Annotated in this window: 18 protein-coding genes; 8 read left to right on the forward strand and 10 right to left on the reverse strand. The window is 33.7% G+C overall.

Annotation, left to right across the window (positions count from 1 at the left end):
• Positions 1-528: 528 nt before the first annotated feature.
• The gene (priA, locus tag CQA66_RS07290) at positions 529-2,475 is read left to right on the forward strand and encodes a replication restart helicase PriA (protein WP_158657040.1); all 1,947 of its coding nucleotides are present in this window, start codon (positions 529-531) and stop codon (positions 2,473-2,475) included.
• Positions 2,476-2,490: 15 nt separating this feature from the next.
• On the opposite strand, the gene flgL is transcribed toward priA, so the two are convergent.
• The 8 genes from flgL to nhaA all read right to left on the reverse strand — a co-directional run bounded on the left by flgL (position 2,491) and on the right by nhaA (position 11,501).
• Positions 2,491-5,043, reverse strand: coding sequence for a flagellar hook-associated protein FlgL (gene flgL / locus CQA66_RS07295; protein WP_104763810.1), 2,553 nt, complete (start codon positions 5,041-5,043; stop codon positions 2,491-2,493).
• 71 nt (positions 5,044-5,114) lie between these two features.
• The gene (locus CQA66_RS07300) at positions 5,115-5,447 is read right to left on the reverse strand and encodes a hypothetical protein (protein ID WP_104763808.1); all 333 of its coding nucleotides are present in this window, start codon (positions 5,445-5,447) and stop codon (positions 5,115-5,117) included.
• Between the two features lie 23 nt (positions 5,448-5,470).
• Positions 5,471-6,151: a F0F1 ATP synthase subunit A gene (locus CQA66_RS07305; protein WP_104763807.1), complete on the reverse strand. Its 681-nt coding sequence runs from the start codon at positions 6,149-6,151 to the stop codon at positions 5,471-5,473.
• Positions 6,152-6,405: 254 nt separating this feature from the next.
• The gene (locus CQA66_RS09620; RefSeq protein WP_267892953.1) at positions 6,406-6,534 is read right to left on the reverse strand and encodes a hypothetical protein; all 129 of its coding nucleotides are present in this window, start codon (positions 6,532-6,534) and stop codon (positions 6,406-6,408) included.
• 483 nt (positions 6,535-7,017) lie between these two features.
• The gene (gene secF, locus CQA66_RS07310) at positions 7,018-8,091 is read right to left on the reverse strand and encodes a protein translocase subunit SecF (RefSeq protein WP_104763206.1); all 1,074 of its coding nucleotides are present in this window, start codon (positions 8,089-8,091) and stop codon (positions 7,018-7,020) included.
• A 2-nt stretch (positions 8,092-8,093) separates the two neighbouring features.
• Positions 8,094-9,752: a protein translocase subunit SecD gene (gene secD / locus CQA66_RS07315; protein ID WP_104763207.1), complete on the reverse strand. Its 1,659-nt coding sequence runs from the start codon at positions 9,750-9,752 to the stop codon at positions 8,094-8,096.
• An 84-nt stretch (positions 9,753-9,836) separates the two neighbouring features.
• A complete protein-coding gene (gene yajC, locus CQA66_RS07320; protein WP_104763208.1) occupies positions 9,837-10,136 on the reverse strand; it encodes a preprotein translocase subunit YajC in 300 nt (99 codons plus the stop codon).
• A 51-nt stretch (positions 10,137-10,187) separates the two neighbouring features.
• Positions 10,188-11,501 (reverse strand): Na+/H+ antiporter NhaA, encoded by a 1,314-nt coding sequence (gene nhaA / locus CQA66_RS07325; RefSeq protein ID WP_104763209.1) that lies wholly within the window; start codon positions 11,499-11,501, stop codon positions 10,188-10,190.
• Positions 11,502-11,690: 189 nt separating this feature from the next.
• On the opposite strand from nhaA, the gene CQA66_RS07330 reads away from it, so the two are divergent.
• On the forward strand, positions 11,691-13,778 hold the full coding sequence (locus CQA66_RS07330; protein ID WP_104763210.1) for a hypothetical protein: 2,088 nt from the start codon (positions 11,691-11,693) through the stop codon (positions 13,776-13,778).
• A gap of 36 nt (positions 13,779-13,814) precedes the next feature.
• Here CQA66_RS07330 and CQA66_RS07335 read toward each other — a convergent pair whose 3' ends face one another.
• Positions 13,815-15,083 carry a M16 family metallopeptidase gene (locus CQA66_RS07335; protein ID WP_104763211.1) on the reverse strand — a complete coding sequence of 423 codons (1,269 nt, stop codon included), beginning with the start codon at positions 15,081-15,083 and terminating at the stop codon, positions 13,815-13,817.
• Between the two features lie 53 nt (positions 15,084-15,136).
• Positions 15,137-16,210 carry a dihydroorotate dehydrogenase (quinone) gene (gene pyrD, locus CQA66_RS07340; RefSeq protein ID WP_104763212.1) on the reverse strand — a complete coding sequence of 358 codons (1,074 nt, stop codon included), beginning with the start codon at positions 16,208-16,210 and terminating at the stop codon, positions 15,137-15,139.
• A gap of 172 nt (positions 16,211-16,382) precedes the next feature.
• On the opposite strand from pyrD, the gene CQA66_RS07345 reads away from it, so the two are divergent.
• From CQA66_RS07345 to ruvB, 6 genes are all read left to right on the forward strand, one after another.
• Positions 16,383-19,913, forward strand: a complete 3,531-nt coding sequence (locus tag CQA66_RS07345; RefSeq protein WP_104763213.1) for a hypothetical protein — start codon at positions 16,383-16,385, stop codon at positions 19,911-19,913.
• A 23-nt stretch (positions 19,914-19,936) separates the two neighbouring features.
• Entirely contained in the window at positions 19,937-20,659 is a 723-nt protein-coding gene (locus CQA66_RS07350) for an OmpA family protein (protein WP_104763214.1), read from the forward strand.
• Positions 20,660-20,893: 234 nt separating this feature from the next.
• On the forward strand, positions 20,894-21,508 hold the full coding sequence (locus CQA66_RS07355) for a hypothetical protein (RefSeq protein WP_104763215.1): 615 nt from the start codon (positions 20,894-20,896) through the stop codon (positions 21,506-21,508).
• Between the two features lie 124 nt (positions 21,509-21,632).
• Positions 21,633-22,466, forward strand: coding sequence for a DUF5718 family protein (locus CQA66_RS07360; RefSeq protein WP_104763216.1), 834 nt, complete (start codon positions 21,633-21,635; stop codon positions 22,464-22,466).
• A 59-nt stretch (positions 22,467-22,525) separates the two neighbouring features.
• The gene (gene lpxD / locus CQA66_RS07365) at positions 22,526-23,512 is read left to right on the forward strand and encodes a UDP-3-O-(3-hydroxymyristoyl)glucosamine N-acyltransferase (protein ID WP_104763217.1); all 987 of its coding nucleotides are present in this window, start codon (positions 22,526-22,528) and stop codon (positions 23,510-23,512) included.
• Positions 23,513-23,601: 89 nt separating this feature from the next.
• A complete protein-coding gene (ruvB, locus tag CQA66_RS07370) occupies positions 23,602-24,636 on the forward strand; it encodes a Holliday junction branch migration DNA helicase RuvB (protein WP_104763218.1) in 1,035 nt (344 codons plus the stop codon).
• Positions 24,637-24,669: the final 33 nt, after the last annotated feature.

Consider the following 24,669-nt stretch of genomic DNA (forward strand, 5'->3'; position numbering starts at 1 on the left):
ATATTTGAAAATAATTTTTATCATAAAGTATTTCATATAAAATAAATGGAGAAACGTAGAATGCCATATATTATGTTACAATATGTAACTTTTAAAGAAAATTATGAAAAAATCATTATATTTATCAAGAATTTATAACATAAAAATTATGAAAATGCATGATTTTTCTTAAGATACTTGTAACTATGTAAAACTAAATGCAAAAAATTATTGATTTTCTACTTATATTATTAACAATATTCTAAAAATTTTAGAGATTCTCTATCGGAATCCTGCAGTTTATTTAGACACTCAAATTCACCTAAATCCTCCTAGCAAATACATGTACTTCTATCAACCAGAATATAAATCTTTTTTCTTTCCATTCATTCTACTTTTATAGAAAATATTTAATATTTTGTGTTTATCTTAAAATAAGGCAAGTATAAAGATTGATTTAATTTATCAATTTAGAATAATTAATTTTAGCTCTTTTATCTAAAAAGACGTAAAGATATAATCATCCATTTACTAAATATGAGATCTCTAATGAATAACTTTTTACTCATTCAAGTTGAAATTATCGGTGCAAAACTTTTCCCACTTACGTATAAGATTGATATAACATCTCTTAATTCACCCCTAGAACGTTATGATCTACTCGAAGTAAAGTTAAACAACCATAATAGATTAGCTATCATGATAGACATAGCAAAACAGCAAGATGAAAGTACGTATCCCTTTGAAATCAAGCCTGCACGTAAGGCAGACGAGCAATTAAGTATCTTACAAAAAAACTTATTACCTTTTATCAGTAACTATTATATGCAACCAACAGGAATCAGTGCCCAGATATTTACCCCCATCACACAAGCAAAATTTAATCAATCTATTTGCACAAATGAGTTACCGCGTAATAGACTACATTCGCTCTCCACAGAGCAACAAAAGGTGTTAGAATTTTGTAAAAAACGTAATTTAAGTCTAATTTTTGGCGCAACAGGTAGCGGTAAAACAGAAATTTATCTACACATTATTCACGAATGTCTTACACAAAACAAACAAGCGTTATTTCTCATGCCTGAAATATCACTCACACCTCAAATTCAAAATAGATTGGAATCTGCCTACCCCAATCTTATAGGATTATGGCATAGCAAACAAACATCAAAACAAAAAAAACAGGTTTTACAAAAATTACTTTCAGGAGAATTCTGCATCATTGCTGGTGCTAGAAGCTCTCTTTTTTTACCGTATCAGAATCTAGGAATAATTATCGTCGATGAAGAACATGACGATTCATATAAATCCAACAGTCATCCTAAATATAACGCCAAAGATTTAGCCATTTTTCTAAGTACAAAAGGTGTTCAAGTGGTATTAGGTAGTGCCACACCAGCCGTAAAAGATTATTATCTTGCACAAAAAAATAATTATCTGATTAAACTAGAATCTACATTTCATAATTCGCAAAATACTCTTATAGTGGATTCTTGTTCCAATAAAAATCCGATAAGCGAAACAATCATAACAGCATTACGAAATATACTGCACAACAAATTGCAAGCCATTATTTTTGTCCCCATTCGCGCAAATTTTAAAAGTTTATTATGTCGTAACTGTAGAGAAAAAATCATGTGCCCATCTTGCAGCATCACTTTGAGCCTACATAAGAAAAGAAATGCTCTTGTCTGTCATTATTGTAATTTTACAAAAAAGATTCCTAAAACTTGTGAATATTGCGGCAATAGTGAGCTAGAAGGATTCCAACTTGGAACAGAAGAAGTTAAGAATCATCTAGTAGAAATATTCCAACAATTAAACATATCTGCAAACATTGCCATTTTCGATAGGGACTATATTACTACACAAAAAACACTCGAAAAGACATTAAGTGATTTTAATAAAGGAATAATTGATATTTTGATTGGCACACAAATGCTAGCAAAAGGGCACGACTATCACAAAATAGGCTTAAGTGTTATTTTGGGGTTAGATTATATGCTTGCCATGCAAGATTATCGGGCTATGGAAAAAACATTTTCTTTAATGTATCAAGTAGGCGGCAGAAGCGGACGAAAACAGAACGGCGTAGTTATCGTGCAAACACATAATCGAGAATTAATTTCTAATTTTTGGGGAGATTATAAATTGGTAATCGATCATGAGTTGCACTACCGACAATTTCTCTATCCGCCATTTGTTAGATTGGCACTTGTTACCTTTGGAAATTCCAATGAAAACATAGCAAGGGAACTTGCCTGTGAGTTTGCAGACTCACTCAATGAAATACAGGCTAAAAAGCTCTATGATTTTGAGATTGTAGGAATATGCGAAAGAAATACTGCAAAACTCAAAAATAAATTCTACTATCAAGTACTTTTACGCGCAAAATCTCCGCTTATTTTGCAAAAGGCGATACAAAAAGCAAAACAAAAGGCTAGTCAAAAAATTATTGAATCAATTGATATAGATATTGATCCGCTAACTATATAATTACCTTTAATGCAATTAATTAAGATAATTCACAAGTGAAAGCCCGTTGATTCTATTGGTAGAAGAAAGAACGGCTTGGTAGTTATTGCTAAGATTTGTAAACTTGTTATAAGTCTCTGCTAAATCAGCACCTATTGTTTCACCTTTAATACCACTTACTTGTGTTTTAATAACCTCATTTCTTGTAATTGCATTCTGAAATGTTCTTGTATGTGCGCCATTCTTAGCAATAATTTTTTCTATATGATCGCTTAAATGATCTATCAATTCAATACTATTCTGCAATCCAATACTCTGCATAGTGTCATCATAACGTTGTCCATGTAATGCGCCTGCACGATATATGCCATCACGTACAGATTGAATAGCATCATCTAATCCTTTAAAAAAATTAATCTTTGGATCATCTACAACAAGCCCCCCATTAGCATTAAGCCTCACATTAGAAGTTGCATTGCGAATAGATTCTGGACTAAAACTATCTTGATCTTTATCATAAAACATCATAGACATTCTTGTAAGGGAACGGATATTGTCTTGAATAACCATCTTTCCTTCTTTATCAAGATAAATACTCATCTTAGTATTTGCTCGCTCTATAAGTGCTTCATAAGCGTTCTTTGCTTTTTGTGTTGGTTTACCTTTAATCTCTGCGGCGCGAAGCGAATCCTCATCTTCATTGCTATAATTTAATGCAATTGCCATAGCATCCATAAGCTGCCTATATGTAACATTATTACCTTCACTTACTGTTACTTGTGGAGGCTCATCATGAGGATTAAATAACGGAATCTTAATAGTACGTGCCTCTGATTTTTGAGAAGGGAGCTCGAGAAAAGTCCCCTGCTTTGTGAAAGCAAGGCTAGCATGCAATTCAATACCGTTATGATCCTGAAACTTAAAACCAAACACCTTGCCATTAAGAGAACCATCAGTTACTTCAAGCAGCTTTGTATTATCATTAGCAAGATAGGAAGTTCCTGAAATAACCTGTGCAATATTTCCCCTTAGTTTTGAACCCAATTGATGAAACCCAGTCTTTGTATAGCTTATTCCAAGGGCAGCAGTGAAACCATTGACGGATTGTTCATTTGCATCCAATGTTTCCAATTTTATAGAAAATCCCCTCTCACCATCAAAAGGCGGTTTCATTGTATCTACACTTTTGTTTCTTACATTTTTATCATAAATAGTAATATGTCCATGATCTAATTCAACTTCAAGATTCCCACCAAAATACTGCTTAATAGCTTGGAATAAATCTCGTACTTCCATACCTTTTATATCAAAAAGCATAGGCTCACCTAATTCTCTATCATCAATTGTTCCATCTTCTTTATTAGGCGCAGTACCTGTAATCTTAACATATCTGGTAGTAGTTGAAAATATATCACTCAATTTAGAATCTATTTCAGTCATCGTATTATCTTTATGTATAAGTGTTGTGGGAATATGAGTAACGCGATTATCATATAAATCATTTACTCCCTTAAGGCTACCTGTATTAAATTCTGAAATAAGATTCTGGGAGCTATAAGTTTTTATTCTTGCGCCAAGAGATTCTAGTTCTGCAGTGTTCTCAACGTCCATGTTACTTGATATTAGATGAAAATCAATGCTAGAGCTTCCTGGTTTTAAATCTTTAATCTCAATTTGTCCCCATTTATTTAACCTTACATCAACCACTTGCGTTTTATTGGTATTCCCATAGGCTTTACCAATACGATCTAAAAGATCTCGAACTTTCGTGGCATTATTAGGGTGTGAATAGCCAACATCAAGTGCAAATTTAGCTTTAAAACTCTGCCCTCGACTGTTGACGCCCTGTAAATAAAAATATTCTTTACCGTTATTAGAGGTATTATTATCATCATCTCCCAACATGTCTCTTAGGGTATCATGTTCGTCTAAATACACTTCAATAGGTTCGCTGTGCTTCTCTGATGGATCCATAATTGCTGGATGCAATCTTGTTTGATTAAGCATACGCTCATTAGTGGTGATAATACGATGTTTGTCGTTATCAAAGCCATAAAAAAGTTCTTCACCTGTAATATTAAATGGAACAAGATTCTTAGAACTTACAAGAGCATTTAAAGACTCATCATTGCCATAATAATTCCCATCCATATCAAAAGGTTGAATATCTACCTTACTCCCGGAAAAAATAAATTTTCCCCCCACAGAAGTGTTGGCAATATTAATGATATGTGCTTTCGTTGCTTCCAAATCACGCGCTAAAGCTTCTCTCGAAGTAGGCGTATGTAGATCGTTTGCGCCATGCAAAAGCTTTGTCTTAAACTGTACCATAGCCATAGACATTTCTTGTAATGCTTTATCGGTATTTAAAGTATTGGTTTCTGCGGTTTTTGACACTTCTATACCCTGTGCCAATGTCGTTTCATCATACTCCAATTTGAGATTCTGATTAGAAACACTTGCATTTTGCCAACCATATTGAATCTCTTTCCCGCTTGCAATCTTGGTGTTCATATCGTTAAGTTTAGAAGTAAGAGAACCTTGATTGTTAAGCATTTGACTGTATTTTGTTCCAAATGTTACGCGCATAGTAAGACCTTCAATTAGAATCTTCAAGATTCCAAGCAAAATATATACCGTGCTAAACAAATTAACGGAGCTTAATGTGAGGAAGAATCCTTTGCGTTATCAATATCTAAATGTTTTTCTTTATCTACACCTAACGCATGCAAAATTTGTTGTTGGGATTCATAAATTCTTACTTGTACATCAAAAGTCATTTGTGCTAGTTCCATACGCATACGAAAATACTTAATCATTAACATAAGAAATATAAAAATAGCAAACAAACTTACAGCCAATAAAATCGCAGAAAAAAAGTAAGGAATAATTATAAAAGCAAGAGAAGCAGCAAAAATAGCACATCCAAAAAAGAATCCATAGAAAAAATCTAGTATCGCTAAGACCTTTCTATTTTCTAATTTTGTATTCATTTATGTAGAATACCTCACAGGAGTCAATGCTCTTCTTCCAACAATACTGCACTTGCTAAATAAACATAAGTAAGAATCATAAATACAAAAGCCTGCAAAATCGCCATAAATGTGAGAATAGCAAAAGGTAGCAACGGCACCACCCAAGGAACAAGACCAAGCATAACAAGTAAAAACATATCATCACCCTTGATATTTCCAAACAAACGAAAAGAAAGAGAAATGATGCGTGAAAGGTGAGAAATAATTTCAATAGGGAATAACAAAGGGGAAAGAAACTTAACTGGACCAGCAAAATGTCCAAAATACTTAATTAATCCATTCGCACGAATCCCTTCAAAATGATAATAAAAAAAGACAATTAAAGCTAATACTAGAGTAAAGCTAATGCTAGATGTAGGGGCTTCAAATCCTGGAATAATGCCAATAACATTACAATAAAAAACAAAAACGGCTATACTTCCTGCTAGAGGAAAATATTTCCTTGCGAGTTTATCGCCTAATGTATCCTTGCCAACATAAAGCATGCCACTAACGATCCATTCATAAAAATTCTGCATTCCTGTAGGAACAGCCTGCAATTTTCTAACCGCAAATATACTTATCCCCAACGTAACTAAAGCACTCAATATAGTATAAAATATAGTAATGAAATTATGATCGGTGCTAATCAAACCTGCAAAAGTAAAGAGCTTATCTTCCATCCTTAATGTCCTTGTTTAGTAAATTACTAAATTGTATCATAGAAATACTTAAGTTCTCTTAAAAGGTATTTTAGCAGAACTAAAAATAATTCTCCTATCAACCAAAAGGTAACTTAATAAAACTTCTTATCCTAATTATGAATCAAAAAATTATTGCCTTTTCTTTAGTAAAGCAAATTTGAAATCTATTGTGCCTAACTATTATTTATTAGGCTATTAAATTTTATAAAATTTTACTTAATAATCTTGAAATATTATTGACATTTACTTTTGTCTTTTCCACTTTCTTCCATGACTTCATTCATACGTGCAGTTTTTTGCAAAGAAACAGGTTTATTAACAATAAGCGCATAAATTCTTTGAACGATTCTTAGAATCACCAAAGAATTTTGCTTGGTTTTGAGTGGCTAAAGATTTCCGCAAGAAAAATATTTGACTTTGTAATTATAAGCTACATTACATCTGATTCAAAATTACCTTTTAGCTCTATTAAACCAATGCTTTCCCGTATTACAATCTCTATACTATAAATTAAATACAAATATTCCATCCCATTTACGTAAAATTGCTTATTTTATTTACAACATTATATAATGCTTACTCTATTTGCAAATGATTCAAAATACCTTTTTTGTTTATTACTTCATTAAACTCTTGAAATTAAGAATCGCGTTATGAAATTTTTGAATTTTCATTTTTAATAGTTCCTTAAAGATAACCAAATAATTCTTGTTTGCATAGAATCTACAATAATCATAATTTTAAATAATTATTCCTTTATATATCAAAAGCCCAATAATAGACATTATAATATTAGAAATAATACTGATTAAATCTTATCACTTACACCACTCGGTGCAACTTGTTTATACTCTACCTCCCTCATAAAGCTTTCTCATACGTGCTTTCTCTTCTGCCTTTTTCACTTTTTGTATCTCTCTTGCATAATATTTCTCAATCGAAAAACCAAACAAAATAGCCAACTTCGGCGCAACAAACATAGAGCTATAAGTACCAAATACGACACCAACGAGTAGAGGAAGTGAAAAACCTACAATAATCTTTCCACCAAAGACATACAACGTTAAAACGACAAAAAACATTGTAAGCGAAGTAAGAATTGTGCGGGAAAGTGTGTGAGAAATCGCCTCATTAATTACTTCCTCAATAGACATCTTCTTGCCTTGCAGCATTTTTTCTCTAATTCGATCAAACACTATAATTGTATCATTAATTGAATATCCAAGTAATGTGAGCAACGCCGCAACAACCTCCAGATTCAAATCAATCTTAAAAACAATGACACTTGCAGCAGTAATCATAACATCATGAACAAGTGCAATAATAGAAGCAAGCGCAAAACGCCATTCATAACGAAAACTCACATAGAGCATCATCGCAATCACTGCAAGGACAAGAGAAATAATTGCACTGCGAGCCAATTCATCCCCTACTTTTGGTCCAACAGTGTCAAGCTTACGAATCTCAAATTCACCAATCGGTGAAAGTATTTCATGCAATCTATTAGCCAATGTAGTAGATTGCAAATCGGAGTGAAAAGGAATCTTAATAAGAAACTCTTTGTTGCTACCAAAATTACTAACTTGCGCATTATTAAAACGTGAATCCTGCTCAAGCAATTCTCTTATCGTTTGAATAATGGAATTATTGTTGTTTGTTGTTTCGTGCAAAATACCAGAAGAATTAATGTTTTTGGAATCTAAAGCGATTTGTTTATCAGAGAAATCCATTTGCCTATCTTTGGCAGCTGTATTGATTTGAATCTGTACCGCGCTACCACCAGCAAAATCTATTCCCAGATTAAACCCTATACCAAAAAAAAGATAAAGAGAAACCACACTAAGCAAAATAGATAATATTAAGCCATATTTACTCCAAGAAACAAAATCAAAAATCCTATTATGCTTAAAAACTTCCATTGCTACTTCACTCTATTCTGTGTTAATTGAATGTCTGATTCTTTTACGCCAAACCAAAAATATAGTTTTTTGTTTTTGTCAATAATATTCTCTAGCCACAAATAAATACCATGAGTACCAATGATAGCAGTAATGATAGAGGCAAGAATCCCTATGCTCGTGGTGATTGCAAACCCCTTAATTGTACCCGTGCCATATATATAAAGAAGAATAGAAGCAATCAGAGAAGTAATATTTGCATCAAAAATCGCCCTAGACGCATTTTGATAACCAACTTTTAATGATTTAATAACGCCTTGTCCTTCGCGCAGTGCTTCTCTTATGCGTTCATTAATGATGATATTAGCATCAACTGCCATACCTACAGTAAGAACAATACCTGCCATACCTGGTAAAGTAAGTGTAGCTCCAAATAATGCCATGACACTAATAATTAATAAAAGGTTAATAATCAACACCAATGACGCAAAAACCCCTGCAACACAATAATACGTCATCATAAAGCCTACTACTAAAATAAAACCTGTAATCAAGGCAATAAAAGCCGCTTGAATAGAATCTGCTCCAAGACTAGGTCCTACACTACGTTGTTCGACGACTTTCACAGGTGCTAGAAGTGCTCCTGAACGTAGTACAATAGCTAAATCATTGGCACTCTGCATAGTAAAATTCCCGTTAATAATACCTTTTCCTCCACCTATTCTTGTTTGAATAGTAGGAGCTGAAAAAACCTTTTTATCCAAAACAATTGCTAGCCTATTCTTAATATTAGATGCTGTAAAATCACTAAAAATCTGTGCTCCTTTAGAATTTAATGCAAAACTTACAGCTGGTTGCCCATTCTCGTCTGTTGCTGTCCGCGCATCTGATAATTCACTACCATCAAGAATGGGGACAGCCTTAAGTGGAAGTTTGATATTACCCGTCATATCTTCAACGAAAGGAATGAGCACTGAGTCATGCCTTGCAGCCTCCTCATCGGTAATAGCTTCACCATTTGCCATTCTTCTCGCTAAAGACTCATCAACAGCCATAAACTCTAACTTAGCACTTTTTGAGATAAGTTCAATGAGCCTCTGTTGCTCTTCTTGTGTCTTTACGCCCGGCATTTCTACGCTAATTTGATTAACGCCTTGTCGAGAAACATTAGGCTCTGCTAATCCAAATTTGTCTAATCGATTGCGAATAGTGTTAATCGCTTGATCTAATGCGCTTCTCTCTATTATTTTCTCTTCTTCTTGGCTAAGAGTAAGGATATATTGATTAGCATTTTGCTCTACTTTTACGCCCTGTATCTCTTTGATAATATCTTGAAGCTTTAATGCTTGATTAGAATCTAAAAGAATAAAGCTGACTTCATGTTCATCTAATTTAAGTTTAGTGATGGGCACCTTTTCTCTTTGAGTATAAAATCTAATATCAGTAAGAATTGTGGTATAACGGCTATGAATAGCGGCTTTCACGTCAACATCGAGCAAGAGACTTAAGCCACCCTGCAAATCAAGCCCCAAAGTAATCTTAGGCTTATCGCTAAAGAAATTATCAGTCTCCTTGTCTTGAAAGAATGAAGGAATACTAAAAATAATGGCAAAAAGACTTGCAAAGATAAGGACTGCCAAACGATAATTAAATGGTTTGTATGTAGTAGTGCGCTTTATCATTTATATCTCTTCTAAGATTGATATGAATCTTGATTTCATTAATAAATCCTATTTTAGCTAGCTTAATGGATTCTCTTTGGTAAATTATTTATCTGATTTAGAATCTTCATCTCCAGACAACTCATCGATTTTATAAGCTACATAATCCTTAGACAAACGCACTTGATTATCTCCCAAACGGACATTAATAAAATTAGCTTCTTGTTTAATAACTTCACATACAAATCCTCCATTTGTAACAATCTTATCTCCTCTCCTAAGGGTAGCAACCATCTCTATATGACGTTTCTTTTGTTGCTGCTGCGGACGAAAAACTAAAAAATAAAAAACCACAATTAATACAACAAGAGGAACAAATGAAATAAAAGGCTCTAGTTGATTCATATAAACTCCTCATAACTTAAACATATACTATTGAATTGTATCATAAAAGTATTATTTTTTAACTTTTCCATAAAAGAGTAGAAAAAGTACACCAATGACACATGAGGCAAAAGAAGCAAGTAAAATACTCACTTTTGCTAATTCTTTGGATTCCTCTATATCAAATGCTAAAGCCGAAACAAAAAGAGACATAGTAAAACCAATGCCAGCTAACATACCGGCACCAAGTATATGCCCCCAACTAATAGAATCGGGACGTTTAGCAATACCGAATTTTTCACAGGCAAAAGTAGCTAGAAATACTCCAATCGGTTTACCTACAACTAACCCTAAAAATATTCCCCAAAAAATATGATCAATACTAAAATCGAAATTACCAGCTACACTCACTCCGGCATTTGCAAAAGCGAATAGCGGCATAATAAAATAGGCACTCCATGGTTGTAGAAAATGCTCCAAACGTAACAGTGGATTCTGTGCATCAACCGCAATCTGCTGAATATCATGAATCATATGTAACTGCCCAGAATCTAATAAAACATTTTGCTTAGAATCTTTGACATAGTTAGTTGTCCAATGATTAAGAGAATCTTGAAAATGTGAAAAATCACGTTTCGCTTTTACGGGAATACAAAAGGCAAGAATAACTGCAGCAATAGTCGCATGCACGCCGCTTAAATGCACAGAAAACCAAAGCAATACCCCAAAAAATAAATATACAAGAAGACTCTTCACGCCCAAGCTATTACAAATCAGCAATAATAGAACAATCACGCCAGAAACACCTAGCCAAAATGCACTAATGTCTCCACCATAAAATAAAGCAATAACAATAATTGCCCCTAAATCATCAACTACCGCCAATGTAACTAAAAACATCTTTAATGCTAAAGGAATATGTTTGCCAAGTATCATCATTACGCCTAAGGCAAAAGCAATATCTGTTGCCATAGGGATTCCAAATCCATGCGCAGAATTTGTGCCTATATTTAAACCGTAATAAATAAGACCAGGGACTATCATACCGCCAACAGCAGCTATCGCAGGAAATGCCGCTTTAGAAAAGGAATTAAGCTCACCAAAAATCATTTCACGTTTGATTTCCAATCCTACTAACAAGAAAAAAAATGCCATAAGCACATCGTTAATCCAGTCATGAATAGAAAAACCTACAAAATAAGTATCCAATTGAAAGCCAAACCGCATATGAAAAAAATCATGATAGAAATGCCCGAGACTTGAATTAGCTACTATAAGTGCTAAAACGGTAGAAATAGCAAGAAAAATCCCACCAAAAGATTCGCTTGTTATAAAATCAACGAATATTTGTGTGATGCCGCCTTTCTTGTTTGTTTTACTTTGCATGCTTATTCCTTAAAATTCAATAAATTGGACAACCGAATTATAGAAAAAAAACTTAAATCAGTATTTATATATTGTGTGATATAGTGAGATAATTATAGTTGTCAAAAGGAATAATATGAAACATAAATTACGATATATATATATATATCAATATTAGGAATAGTTGCTATAACATTAGCCTTCTTAGCAATGTTAGGCAATACTACTCGATACGGTGCTCTAGGCTCGATTAGTTTAGACAAAGAAAACACTATTGCTGCACACAAAGAACTCTGTAAAAGCATAGAATCTACATCGCCAGATTCTCTAATCCAAAATAGAATATTTCAATTTAACGTTGCCTTTCAAAGCTCCACAATCCCTAGCAATACGCAAGAATATTGCAAGAACTCTTTGCATAACGACAATCCACAAAACAATACAGATTCTTTATATCAAAAAATTTCTCTATGGTCGCATACCCTACAAGACGTTTCTAAAGATATTGAAAAACAAGCCTTATATAATAATTCGGATATAAAAATTTATAGTTACAGGTTTAAATTTATCGAGATGAATAAATTTTTCCGCCACAGCGATATATTTCAAATTGTACCTAATTATCAAAGCATGCCAGTCTTTATTCGTGCAACATACAGCGACAAACACACGCAATTTGGTATTTTCACGAGCTTTCAAAAACTAGACTTAGAATCTCTAAACATTGCGCATATTCCTTATACCCTTAAATTACGATACAAATTCATTATCCACGTAATAATTATTTTACTTGTTTTAGGAATGTTTGCCGTATTTTTTACTTTTTACACCCTGATGCCTCTGCGCATAGATTCTGCAAAATTCATTCAAAAGGATTTACAAAGTCCCTTGCTTGAAACATTTATTTCTTCTTCCTTATTTGCATTATATTGTATATTCATAGCACTATTGATTGTCTCTTCGAGTGTGCTTTTTTCAATATATGATGACGATTGGTCGTACGCTCATGCGCATCGTGTATTTTACCAACCATACGAAATTATTGGGAATTTTTGGTCACGTGGCAGGCATTTTGTCGATATTCTTGTCTCACTTCACATGCGTCCTTTAGGGCAATTCTTCGTATCCTTTGGCTTCTCACCTCTAAGAGTACAGGAGTTTTTTAGTGCCTTTTTCAATCTTATTTTTTACTTCTTGCTTTTTATAAGCGTATCGTTATTAGTTTGGATTCTAAATCACAGGGAAAATTTTCAAAAGATTTTCGTAGTTTCTTCATTATGCTGTTTATATTGTTTTTCATATATTGCACACTATAACACGGTAGCAGCCTATGTCGGTACAGCGGGATTCTCCTTATTGTATTTTTTGCCTATTGCCTACTTTTTCCTTTATAACAAAGAGTTTTATATTATTAGACCAAGCATTAGTGGATATTGTGTTTTATTTTTCTTAGCTTATGCTGCATGCTTTGTAACAGAAACTTCTTCATTACCTATCTTTGGATTGTCTCTTTTTATCCTCGCATACTACTTTATCAAATATCGTGAGAATGTAAGTCTTGCTCATGCGATTTTCCTTCGCATAATATTCATAATAATATTAGTGCCTCTAGCCTTTATCCTTACTCTCTTGTCTGGAAGAGGCAGAGCGCAAATTGAAGGAACACATGACACAAGTCTTTTAGATTCTATCATAAACGGTTTTTCTAACAATCCCACATTAAACAAATGGATAATTATCATAAGTGTTTTATATCTCATTGTGCTTTTTTATAAGATACTTCGCAACAAGCTTGCAAATAAACAGGAATATTTTATCTTCTCGCTACTTGTTACAGGACTTCTAGGCAACATAGGATTCAGTGCAATAAGAGTCAATGTCGTATCATTTGAAACGATATTATTGTTTATCGCACTTTTTGCAACCGTGCTGCAACTCAATAAACATCATAATGTAACGATTAGATTTATTTCTCATTTTGCTGTAATTTCGTTGATAGTTTGTCTAAGCTTACAGGCTATTTCACAATATCAATCGCATTTCTCTCAATATGCTAATAGAAGTGCGCAACAAAACCTAATAGTATTACTCCAAGAAGCAGAAAGAAAAGGATTAGACCGACTGACACTTACCAAAGAAGAGGCTTTAGCAAATAAACTTGAACTACTCGGATTAAATGATAATGCAAAAAGCTTCCATAATAAAAGCATCACAGAATGGATGTATTATTATGGGTACACAACAAAACCTATTCCGATACAAATTATCGATGATGAATTATCACATTCACACAAGTAGCACAAGCCAGATGGGCATTCAAACATGCAACAACGTTTATTTAGTCATAATAAGTGTTGTGGAATTATCTAAAATAAAATACTTTCTTACAACTTGTTGTATTTTTTGAGAATCCAAATTATGCAGATTCTCTTCATAATGCAAGAGCGGTTTAATATCTCCTCGTACAAAATATGAACCAAAGAGTCCAGCCACAGAGCTAGCACTTTCCATGCTGTAAATAAATGCCGCTCGAGTATTAATCTTGACTTTATTTAATTCGTCTTCTGTAACAAGATTCCTTTTAAGCTTTTCAATCTCTTTAAGAATCGCTGCTTTTAAGTCGTTCGCCTTAACGCCCGCATTCCCTGTTGCAATAATAATAAACATACCTTCATCAATTAAGCTCATATTGTAAACATTCACAGCAGAGGCAAGCTTCAATTTATCAGTAAGCAAAGTGGGTAAAATCGCGCTCTTACCTCCACCTAAAATATCACTAATTGCCTCCAAGGCAATTTGGTCATCATGATTAAATTGCGGAATCTTGAAGCCCATCATAAGCCATTCAATCCCGCCTGTATCCTTTTTAATATACGATTCTCTAGCACCATCCTGCTTTGGTTCAGTAACATTAACTTGCGGAATCTCATGGGTATTTTTGATACCACCAAAGTATTTTTCTGCTTGTTGAAAGACTTCGGAAGCCTCTATGTCGCCTGCAACAACAAGAATAGCGTTTTGCGGTTGATAATAAAGACTATGAAATGCCTGAATATCCTCTAACTTCCACGACTGTATATCATTCATAAAACCAATCGGTGTCCAATGATATGGATGATAAACATAGGCAGTGTTAAAGAATCTAAAAAAAAGATAGCCACTAGGAGAATTGTCTGTTCTCCATAGTCTCTCCTGGGCAACCACATTACGTTCGGATTGAAATTCAGAATCTACAAATACAAGATTCTGCATAAGCTCTGCAAAAAGTTCTAAAGATTTGCTTAAATTTTGAGCACTTGATTTAATATAATAACGTGTATAATCAAAACTTGTAGAAGCATTATCAGTTCCACCCATTTTCTTCACAATCTCATCAAATTCACCTGCGCGCAAATTTTTTGTTGTTTTAAAATTTAAGTGCTCCAACATGTGGGCTATTCCGCTTTTACCCATAATTTCATTGCGAGAACCAACTTTATAAAATACATTAGTTTCAATAACATTGCTTTTATTGTGCAACGGAATAACAACAATTTGCAAACCGTTGCTAAGTGTCTTAACTTGATGTTGCGGCAACACACTACAAATCGCTAAACTACTCATAATAGCTCCTAACAATAATATCTTCCACATTTTAAACATTTTAAACAACCTCGTTATGCAATCTCTTTACCAATCACTTCTGTAATGTTGGCAAAACCGTCAGCTACAAGCTTCTGATGCACTTCTTTATTAATTCTTGCAATTAATGATGGTCCTTGATAAACAAGAGCACTCATAATTTGCACGAGAGATGCACCCAATTTCAAACGCTTATAAACTTCATCGGAATCGCCAACGCCGCCCAATGAAATAAGGATTGTTTTCCCAAAAAAATGCTGCGCTAAAATTCTTAATATCTCACGAGATTTTTGGCACAATGCTTTGCCGCTAATACCGCCGATACCTACGCCGTCCTTCTGTATCGGATGACTCACAGTGGCATAATCAATAGTAGTATTTGTAGCAACAATGCCGCTTACATTACATTCTATCGCCTTTTGACAGACTGCCAACATGGAATCTATTTCCATATCTGGGGAAATCTTAATAAAAAGTGGCTTTTGCGTAATGCTTCTTGCCATAGCAAGTAGCTCTTCCACAAAGCTCTCATTTTGCAAATCACGTAAATTGGGGGTATTAGGAGAAGAAAGATTGAAAGTAAAATAATCTCCATAATCTTTCAATGCTTCCAAACTCAGTTCATAGTTTTTAAGAGAATCTGCCAAAACAAGATTCTTATTTTTTCCAATGTTGATACCCAAAGGAATACTAAAAGGATAGTGCTTTTTAAGATTAGCAATCATACCTCGTACACCAATATTATTGAATCCCATAGCATTTTGAAGACTTTCCTCGACTACATGCCGAAAAACTCTTGGCTTGGGATTCCCTTCTTGAGGCATTTGCGTAACACTACCTAGTTCTAAAAATCCAAAACCAATCCCCGCCATACCTCGCACAAATTCACCATTTTTATCAAAACCACTTGCAAGTCCAACAGGATTATAAAAATGCAATCCGTGAATGTTTTGAGTAAGACTCTGATAAACCGAACAGTAACGTCTTGCTAAACAAGATTCTAAAAGGGGTATTTTAGGCGGAATTAACATGAATTTTGTCATAAGATTATGTGCATTTTCTGGGTCTATCTTGAAAAGTATTGGCTTGATTTTCTGATAGAAACTCATAATCACCCTTTATATAAAGATTTATTCATTATATCATAGAAAACCCTATGTAATTCATACTACATGACAATCTCAATACAACGAAATATTTGCAAAAGTGGGAAAGACATGATTAAAGAATTTAGTAAAAACGTGTTACAATAAACGAAACTTTATAAGCAAAAGAGGATAGATGATTATCAATGTGGTTTTTACGATTCTGATGCTAGCTTTAGCTGTATGGGATTTAAGAAGCTTTATTAAAAATGAACACAAAGATTTTAAATCTCTTATTATGAGCATCGGGATACTAGGGACGTTTGTAGGAATTTTTATTGGACTTTTGGGATTTGATACAAAAAACCTCTTAGACTCCGTGCCTACTTTACTAGACGGACTCAAAACTGCTTTTTACACATCAATTGTAGGAATGGGGATAGCCATTGCACTAAGCATCTATCAAAAAGGCAAACAAGTCAAAGAGGAACATAGCCCCATAGATTTCATAGCCAATCAAAGCCTCAAGTTCGATGAATTGATGTATTTACGAGAATTAACTAAACTCAATCCTATCTTAGAAACACTTCATAATACCATCAATAAGCAAGATAACTTTAAAACAGATATAAAAACCATGTTACAGGATATTGATACTTCATTACATAAGGCATTAGAAACGCTTGCATTAGGAGCTAGCAAAGAGCTTATTAGGGCGTTAGAAATCGTCATTAGTGATTTTAATAGTAATCTTAAAGAACAATTTGGAGAGAACTTCAAAGAGCTAAATCATGCCACTAAAAATATCTTAGAATGGCAAAAAAATTACAAAGAGCACATCGAACAAAACACACAATTCTTAATTGATATGCAGCAAACCTTAAAAGATGCACAAATCGCTATGCAGCAGAGTACAGAATCCATTCTTACAAACAAAATCCATTTAGAAGAAATGCAAGCTTACAATAAACAAAATAGCACTTTGCAACAACAATTACAACAAGCCCTAGAACATCTGCTTACATTAGAATCTAGTTTTGAAGAAAAACTTAAAGCAGTAGCGAGTCTCAAAGATTCCAGCCTCGAGGCTTTAGAGCACTCCAAAAACTTTATTGTTTCACTCACGCAATCCAAAGATGACTTGCATGAATATCTAAAGAAATATCAAGACAAAGTGCTGGAATTTTTTGAAGATAATCTTCATAGATTGAGTGAAAGTAATAATAAACTCATTGTTCAGAATCAAAACATTGTAGATTCTCTACAAGATTCTCACCATAAAATAACACAAATATTTGAATCTACAAATACCAAAATTCTTGAATCATTTCAGCAAACAGCAAATTTTTCCAACGACATAGCGCAGCATACACAACACAATTTAGAACAGAATGCGAAGTCATTATTGCTACTCGGTGATAACTTGAAGCAAAATGCTGATTCTATGTTAGAAAAACTCTATCAAAATACACAACAAAGCTTAGAGTCAATGGATTCTATCCAGCAAAAATCTAATGAGCTTTATAATGAAAAATTTGAACTTTTGAATGATAATCTTTCTAAAACTATGCAAACTTTTCACGATGAACTACATCGTAACACGGAAGGTTTTAAAAATTTTACCAAAGAATGTCTACACAATCTGGAGCAAGAGTTTCACTCCATACACGACAATATTCAAGAATCCTTAACACAAAATCATCAAACAATAACTAGCAGCATCGAGAATCTTTGTAAAGAATTTCAAACAATAATTATGAAAGATTATGAAACTTTGCAAGAAAAGATTCTCAATATTTCTAACACTGCAATGCAAAAACAGCAAGAAAGCTTAAATGTCTATTTTGATTCGACTACGCAAGGACTTAATTATAGTATAGAATCTCAAGCTAAACTCACAAACACACACATCGAAAATCTTACAAACATGCAGCAAAATATTCTAGCAATAGTTCAAGAAAACATTGAAACAACAAAACATTTCTTAACGCAATCACAGAAAGACAACCTCAATAACCTAGAAAATCTCCACAATGCTGCACTTAACAAAATCGAATCTGCAAGCCTGCAAACCACACAAAATACAATTGATAATCTTCAAGATTTGCAGGCAACCTATCGAGAAAATATAGAATCTGATATTAAACTTACTAATACTAACCTGCAAGCCCAAATCAATACTCTAAAAAACAATATAGAATCCATGTTGCAAACTACAAAAAATAATCTTGAAACTCAACATAATATGACAACAAACTCCATTACAACCATCATGCAAGAATCACAGCATTACTTTCAGAACACAGAAAATAACTTTCAAAAACTCATACAAGAGCAATACGAGAAATTACAACATTCCTTTCAAAACCATACTAAAGATCTCGACTCTTTCCTCATGTCTCAAACACAAAATCTCACGCAAAACTTACAAACACAGAATCAGAATCTCTATGAAAGCTTCAATACTCAAACAGAAGCTTTACGCGAAAATCTTACGCAAAAAGGCGAAATTCTGCACGAATTTTTACAAACACAAACCACATCTCTTGATACAAATTTACAACAAATGTTAAGCAAATTCAACAAAATGTTGGAACACAATTATGTCAATCTTTCAGAAATGCTCGAAAAAGACAATACGCTTATTGTGCGCAGCCTGAACTCACAGGCTATCAATCTCTCTAACACTCTTATAGAATCGCAACAAAAAATTGATTCTCATCTCTATACGAGCTACACAAAGTTTTCAGACAATACTCATGCTATCATGGAATCCCTTAGCAAAAATACCCATTCTCTCACAAGCGATCTCAACAAAAATACGTTAGAAGTGCAGTATAGATTCCAAGAACTATTACAAATGCTAGAAAATACGCACACACAAAGCAATAAGCTCTATGAAGAAAAGTTGCAAAATACACTAAAATGTCAAGAAACAATTATGCAAAATTTAGAAAATAAAAGCAAAATTTTCTACGACAATATGTACAATAATCTTGATTCGTTGAAAAATAACTTTGAGCTTGTCAGTCAAAATGTGCAAAAAAGCTGTGAGGCAATTACTCGAGATTTAACAAACCAAACACAAGACTTATACAAGGAAATGCAAAGATTCTATAAGGAAAATCAGCATCTCTCTGCAATTACCCTAAAAGAAAATACCGAACTTATGCAAAAGTATCAAGACAATATTGCTACTCATATTGAATCTTTAAATGATAAATTGCACACACAATTTAAAACCATCATGCAAAGCAATCAAGAAACACTAGATTCTCTAGGTAAAAGTATTACGCACTTTAGTCAAAGCATTCAAAACTTTGAATCCCATTCTAAGAATAACGTCGATAGTCTCAATACATACTTCAAAAATCTTTGTGTCCAATATATTAAGCTTATGCAGGCCAGTATGCAAAACAACATCAAGAATCAAAAAGACGCTGCCCTTGAAATAAACAATGCCATACTTTCAATTAAAGAGAATATTAAAACATTAACAGATTCTAATTGTAATCTTTTTGATAATCAGAAAACAGCACTCAATGAGGTTATTGTTCATTTTAAAGAGAATATAGAATCTTTAGTGCAGCAAAGCTCACAATTACAAGAAAACTTGGGAAATAACTTAGAAACACTCGATTCCAAGTTAGAAAAAATGACACAAAGTTTTGCTAAGAATTATGAATGGTTCTTGAAACGTATCAAAGATATTATCAATGTCAATTAAACTCAAAATGAAGTAGAGATTTAATGGAAGATAAAAGTAGTCACTGGATTAGCATTTCAGATATGATGTCTGGAATCATGATGATTTTTATTATGATTGCTATTGCTTTCATGGTAACATTAGAAAATGACAAAAAACAGTTAGAGATTCAAAACGACAAAATACGGGACTTAGCGCAGAATTATTCTAACCTACAAAACGAACTTTATAAAGATCTGATGCAGGAATTCGGAAATGACCTAAAAAAATGGGATGCGTTTATAGATGAAGACACAACAATACGATTCCAAAAACAAGATATTCTGTTTGATGTTGGGCAAAAACGTGTCAAACAAAGATTCCAAAAAATTCTTGATGATTTTTTCCCACGTTATATTAAGATTCTTTATGGTGAAAAATACCGTGATTTCATAGAGGACATTCGAATAGAAGGGCACACTTCCAGAGATTGGGAAGGTGCACTCTCACTAGAGAGGCGATACCTAGGAAATGCGGAGCTAAGTCAAGAAAGAGCATTCCAAGTGTTAAAATACTGCTTTTCTCTTCCTAGCATTGCAAATAAACGAGAATGGCTTATCGGACTTCTACGTGCCAACGGCGTAAGCTTTGCAAAACCATTAGCAACAGATGAATTATCCCGCAGAGTCGAATTTCAAGCGAGTTTCAAAGCCAATGAGCAAATTCTAAAAATCTTACACGTTGCTAAAACCATATCTGAAGATGCAAAAGAAAAAACAAAACAATAATTTCTAATCATTTTATGTTTCCTTAACAAGGCTGCCGATTCAACTACTGCCCTAATAATTAGGACTTTAGCATTTATTAATTTCGATATTTATACTATTTATTGAAAATATCAAGGCAGCAAGTATTCATCTGGTTTTTCAGGCTTATCCCAAAAAGGATCTTTTTTATATCCACAGCTGCAAAACAACATTATACAAAACAACATTATACAAAGTTGTGCTATTATCCTCATAATGAAAACCTTTAAAGAAATTTTTACTACTGATTTTAGCAAACAACTTACAGATAAGGATCCGACTACGCGTAAATTTGCTAATATTCTTATAGATTCTTATTATCTTAACCAGCTTAGAATCTTTCTGCCATCAAGTCTTGCCTATCATCTTATCATCATTATGCGCTCTAAGATTCATGCAAAACAAATTGCCTTTGGTTTTAATTCTCATGCTGCTTGTATAGAATTTAACAAATACCACTCTACAACTCTCTATCAAATGATTCAAAAAAATGCCGCCATTAGAGAGAAATTGCGACTCCAAGATTGCGAATCTTTACAGGGTTTCGTAGCAAAACCCTACACAAAACTACACGATATAACAGAAGTTAAACTTTCTATGTTACAAGAAAAATCATACGGAAACTTTACCAATCACGCAACGCACATTAAGTTACATAAACAATTTGAAAGAATCAGAAATATGATTCTGCAACATCATAAACAAACAAAACTCCTTACCACACAGCAAATCAACTCCCATCCAGAAATTTATAGCTTGCAGAGTAGAACATTCCCTAAAAAATCAATCAATGCAACCATCCATCAGACACAAATCAGTTACAACAAGTAACTATATAAATGAAAATATAAAATCGAGTGTATAAAATCGATATTTTCTTAACAATATAGACTACAATTTGATTTTTTTTATATAATTACCCTATTTAGGCATGCAATGAGACGAAGGAGACAATATGCAAGAAGAATTTTTAGGATTCGGGATAGCTGGTAATTTTGCTAACCACTTGGAACAGGCGGGGGAAGCGAATGATTTTAAGGAAGTAATAAGCGATGAGGAGGGGGCACCAAAAGGAATATTTCCTTTCTACATTCCTAAAGATAATACTTTTCTTGGACGTTATTGCATTAACAATCACAATATCATTCTACCAAAGGATACTTTTCTAAACGCGCAAGCAGAACCAGAAATAGGACTTGAATGTACGGTAGTTTATGGTACTAATGGGGAGGTACACTCTCTTATTCCACAGTTCTTCATGGCATTCGATGATACTTCAATTCGCAATGATGCAAACGCAACAAAAATCAGTCAAAAAAAAAATTTTTCTGCAGGCTCAAAGGGATATGGGCACAAGCTGCCCATTGATAGATTCCAAAAAGGTGGAATCTGTGATAATTATTCTTTAACTTCTTTTCTTTTATTTGATGGTGAAATACACCAATACGGAGACGATATACAACTCATACATTACAAGTATTTTTATGAAAAATTGCTAAATTGGATTACAAAAAAGCTTAATACGCAAGTAGATCATGCCGTCCTTGAAAATCTTAGTAACATCATCAGGCGCACTAATCAACCGACAAAAATCCTTATTGCAATTGGCGCAACTAGCTATACACACCTCGCAGAAACAAGATTTCTACAAGAAGGAGATGAAATATGTGTAGTTGTTTATAATCATAACAAATACCATAATTCACAGATTCGTTCCCTTATTGAACAGGGTGTAACAGGGTTAAAAGAATGTTCAATCGTAAGGCAGCAAGTTATCCGCGAACAATAATTAAATCTATTTAAAGTTTTTCCTTATAATAGTGGTTTCACTTGTTGTAAGGAGAAAACATGCTATTATCAGAAGCTATCGATAAGGCATTTGGCACATCCATAAAACTTAAAATGCCTTTACAAAGAGACTTTCAACTCATTGGATTGGCACCGTTAGAATCCGCTACTTCTCAACATGTAAGTTATATTAATCAGTCGCAATACACAAAAGATTTGCAAAATTCTCAAGCCGGAGCAGTCTTTATTAAAGAATCTCTTCGAGATAAAATTCCTCATCATATTCAACCGCTTGTCGTCGACAACCCACATCTGGCATTTGCACTTTTATCACAACTTTTTGCAAAAAGAGATTTTGTCAGCTGTGATTATAATGATTCGCAAATACATCAAACTGCTAATATTGGTATCAATGTCTCAATTGGCTGCAATGTCAAGATAGGTTCGCATACTTGCATTATGCCAAATGTTGTAATAGCCGACAATGTTACAATTGGTGACCATTGTAAAATTTATCCTAATGTTGTTGTCTATCACAACAGTGAAATTGGCAATCATGTTCTTATTCATGCTGGAAGTGTGATAGGAAGTGATGGCTTTGGATATGCGCAGACAGAAGATGGACAGCATGTAAAAATTGAACATAGCGGCAAAACAGTCATAGAAGATAAAGTAGAAATAGGAGCGAATACTGTAATTGATAGAGCAGTTTTTGGAGAAACACGCATTAAACAGGGGAGCAAAATAGGACATAGTTGTGTCGTAGCGCATAATTCAGTTGTAGGAGAACATTCGTTATTGATTGCACAAGTGGGTTTAGCAGGATCAACAACCATGGGACGTAATGTTGTGCTAGGAGGACAAGTTGGAACAGGAGGACATTTGCATATTGGTGATTTTACACAAGTAGCAGGAAGAGGGGCCGTTTCTAAAAACCTTCCGCCAAAAAGTAAATGGGGTGGGCATCCTATCATGGAGCTTGATGAATGGATGAAGTTTTATGTAAAGTTAAGAAGATTACTGAAAAACGAAAATAATAAAAAATAATGTCGATACAAGCAAATATAATTCCTATCTAAGTATTATGCGATAGAAGTACGAAAACGTAAATAGAGGAATATTCAATAAGGATATAAATGGAAAAACATTCAATCCTCGATCAAAATACCGATAGAATCATCACACAAACAAAAAATACACAAGATGAAACCAATGAAACATTACTTCGGCCTATAAGCTGGGAAAATTATATTGGACAAGACAAAATTAAAAAAAATTTACAAGTCTTTATTCAAGCATGTAAAAAACGTAAAGAATGCTTAGATCATGTCCTTTTTTTTGGACCTCCTGGTCTTGGCAAGACTACACTAAGCTATATTATTGCCCATGAAATGGGAGCAAATATCAAAGTAAGTGCTGCCCCTACAATAGAAAAAGCAGGAGACTTAGCGGCTATTCTTACAAATCTAAACAATGGAGATATTCTCTTTATTGATGAAATTCATCGATTAAGCCCAGCCATTGAAGAGATTCTTTATCCTGCTATGGAAGATTTTCGACTAGATATTATTACAGGGCAAGGTGCAGGCGCGCAAACCATAAAAATCAATCTTGAGCCCTTTACACTTATTGGCGCAACAACAAGGGCTGGCATGCTTTCAAACCCCCTGCGTGATAGGTTTGGTATAAGCGCAAAACTTGAGTTTTATTCTCAAGAAGAACTAGCTAAAATCATTGTACAAGCATGCAAAAAATTCAAATATTCCATTACAAGAGAAAGTGCAAATGAAATTGCCAACCGATCCCGTGGAACACCTCGTATTGCCTTAAGACTCCTGCGAAGAGTGCGCGATTTTGCAGAAGTAGATAACTTAACGCTTATTGATGAAAATATCACTAAATACGCGCTCAATGAACTTGGTGTTAATGAATTGGGGTTTGACGAAATAGATTTAAAATACTTACAATTGCTCACATTTGCTAATGGTAAACCCATAGGATTAAATACAATAGCCGCTGCAATGAGTGAAGATGAAGGAACTATTGAAGAAGTTATTGAACCCTACTTGCTTGCAAATGGATATATTGAACGTACCGCTCGAGGTCGCATCGCTACTTACAAGACATACAATCTTTTTCCTTCTGCCCATAAACCGAATCTATTCATGTAATCTACAACACCGTTAAATGCTAATACTAAAAAT

It is taken from the genome of Helicobacter aurati (genome assembly GCF_003364265.1).
GTDB lineage: Bacteria > Campylobacterota > Campylobacteria > Campylobacterales > Helicobacteraceae > Helicobacter_A > Helicobacter_A aurati.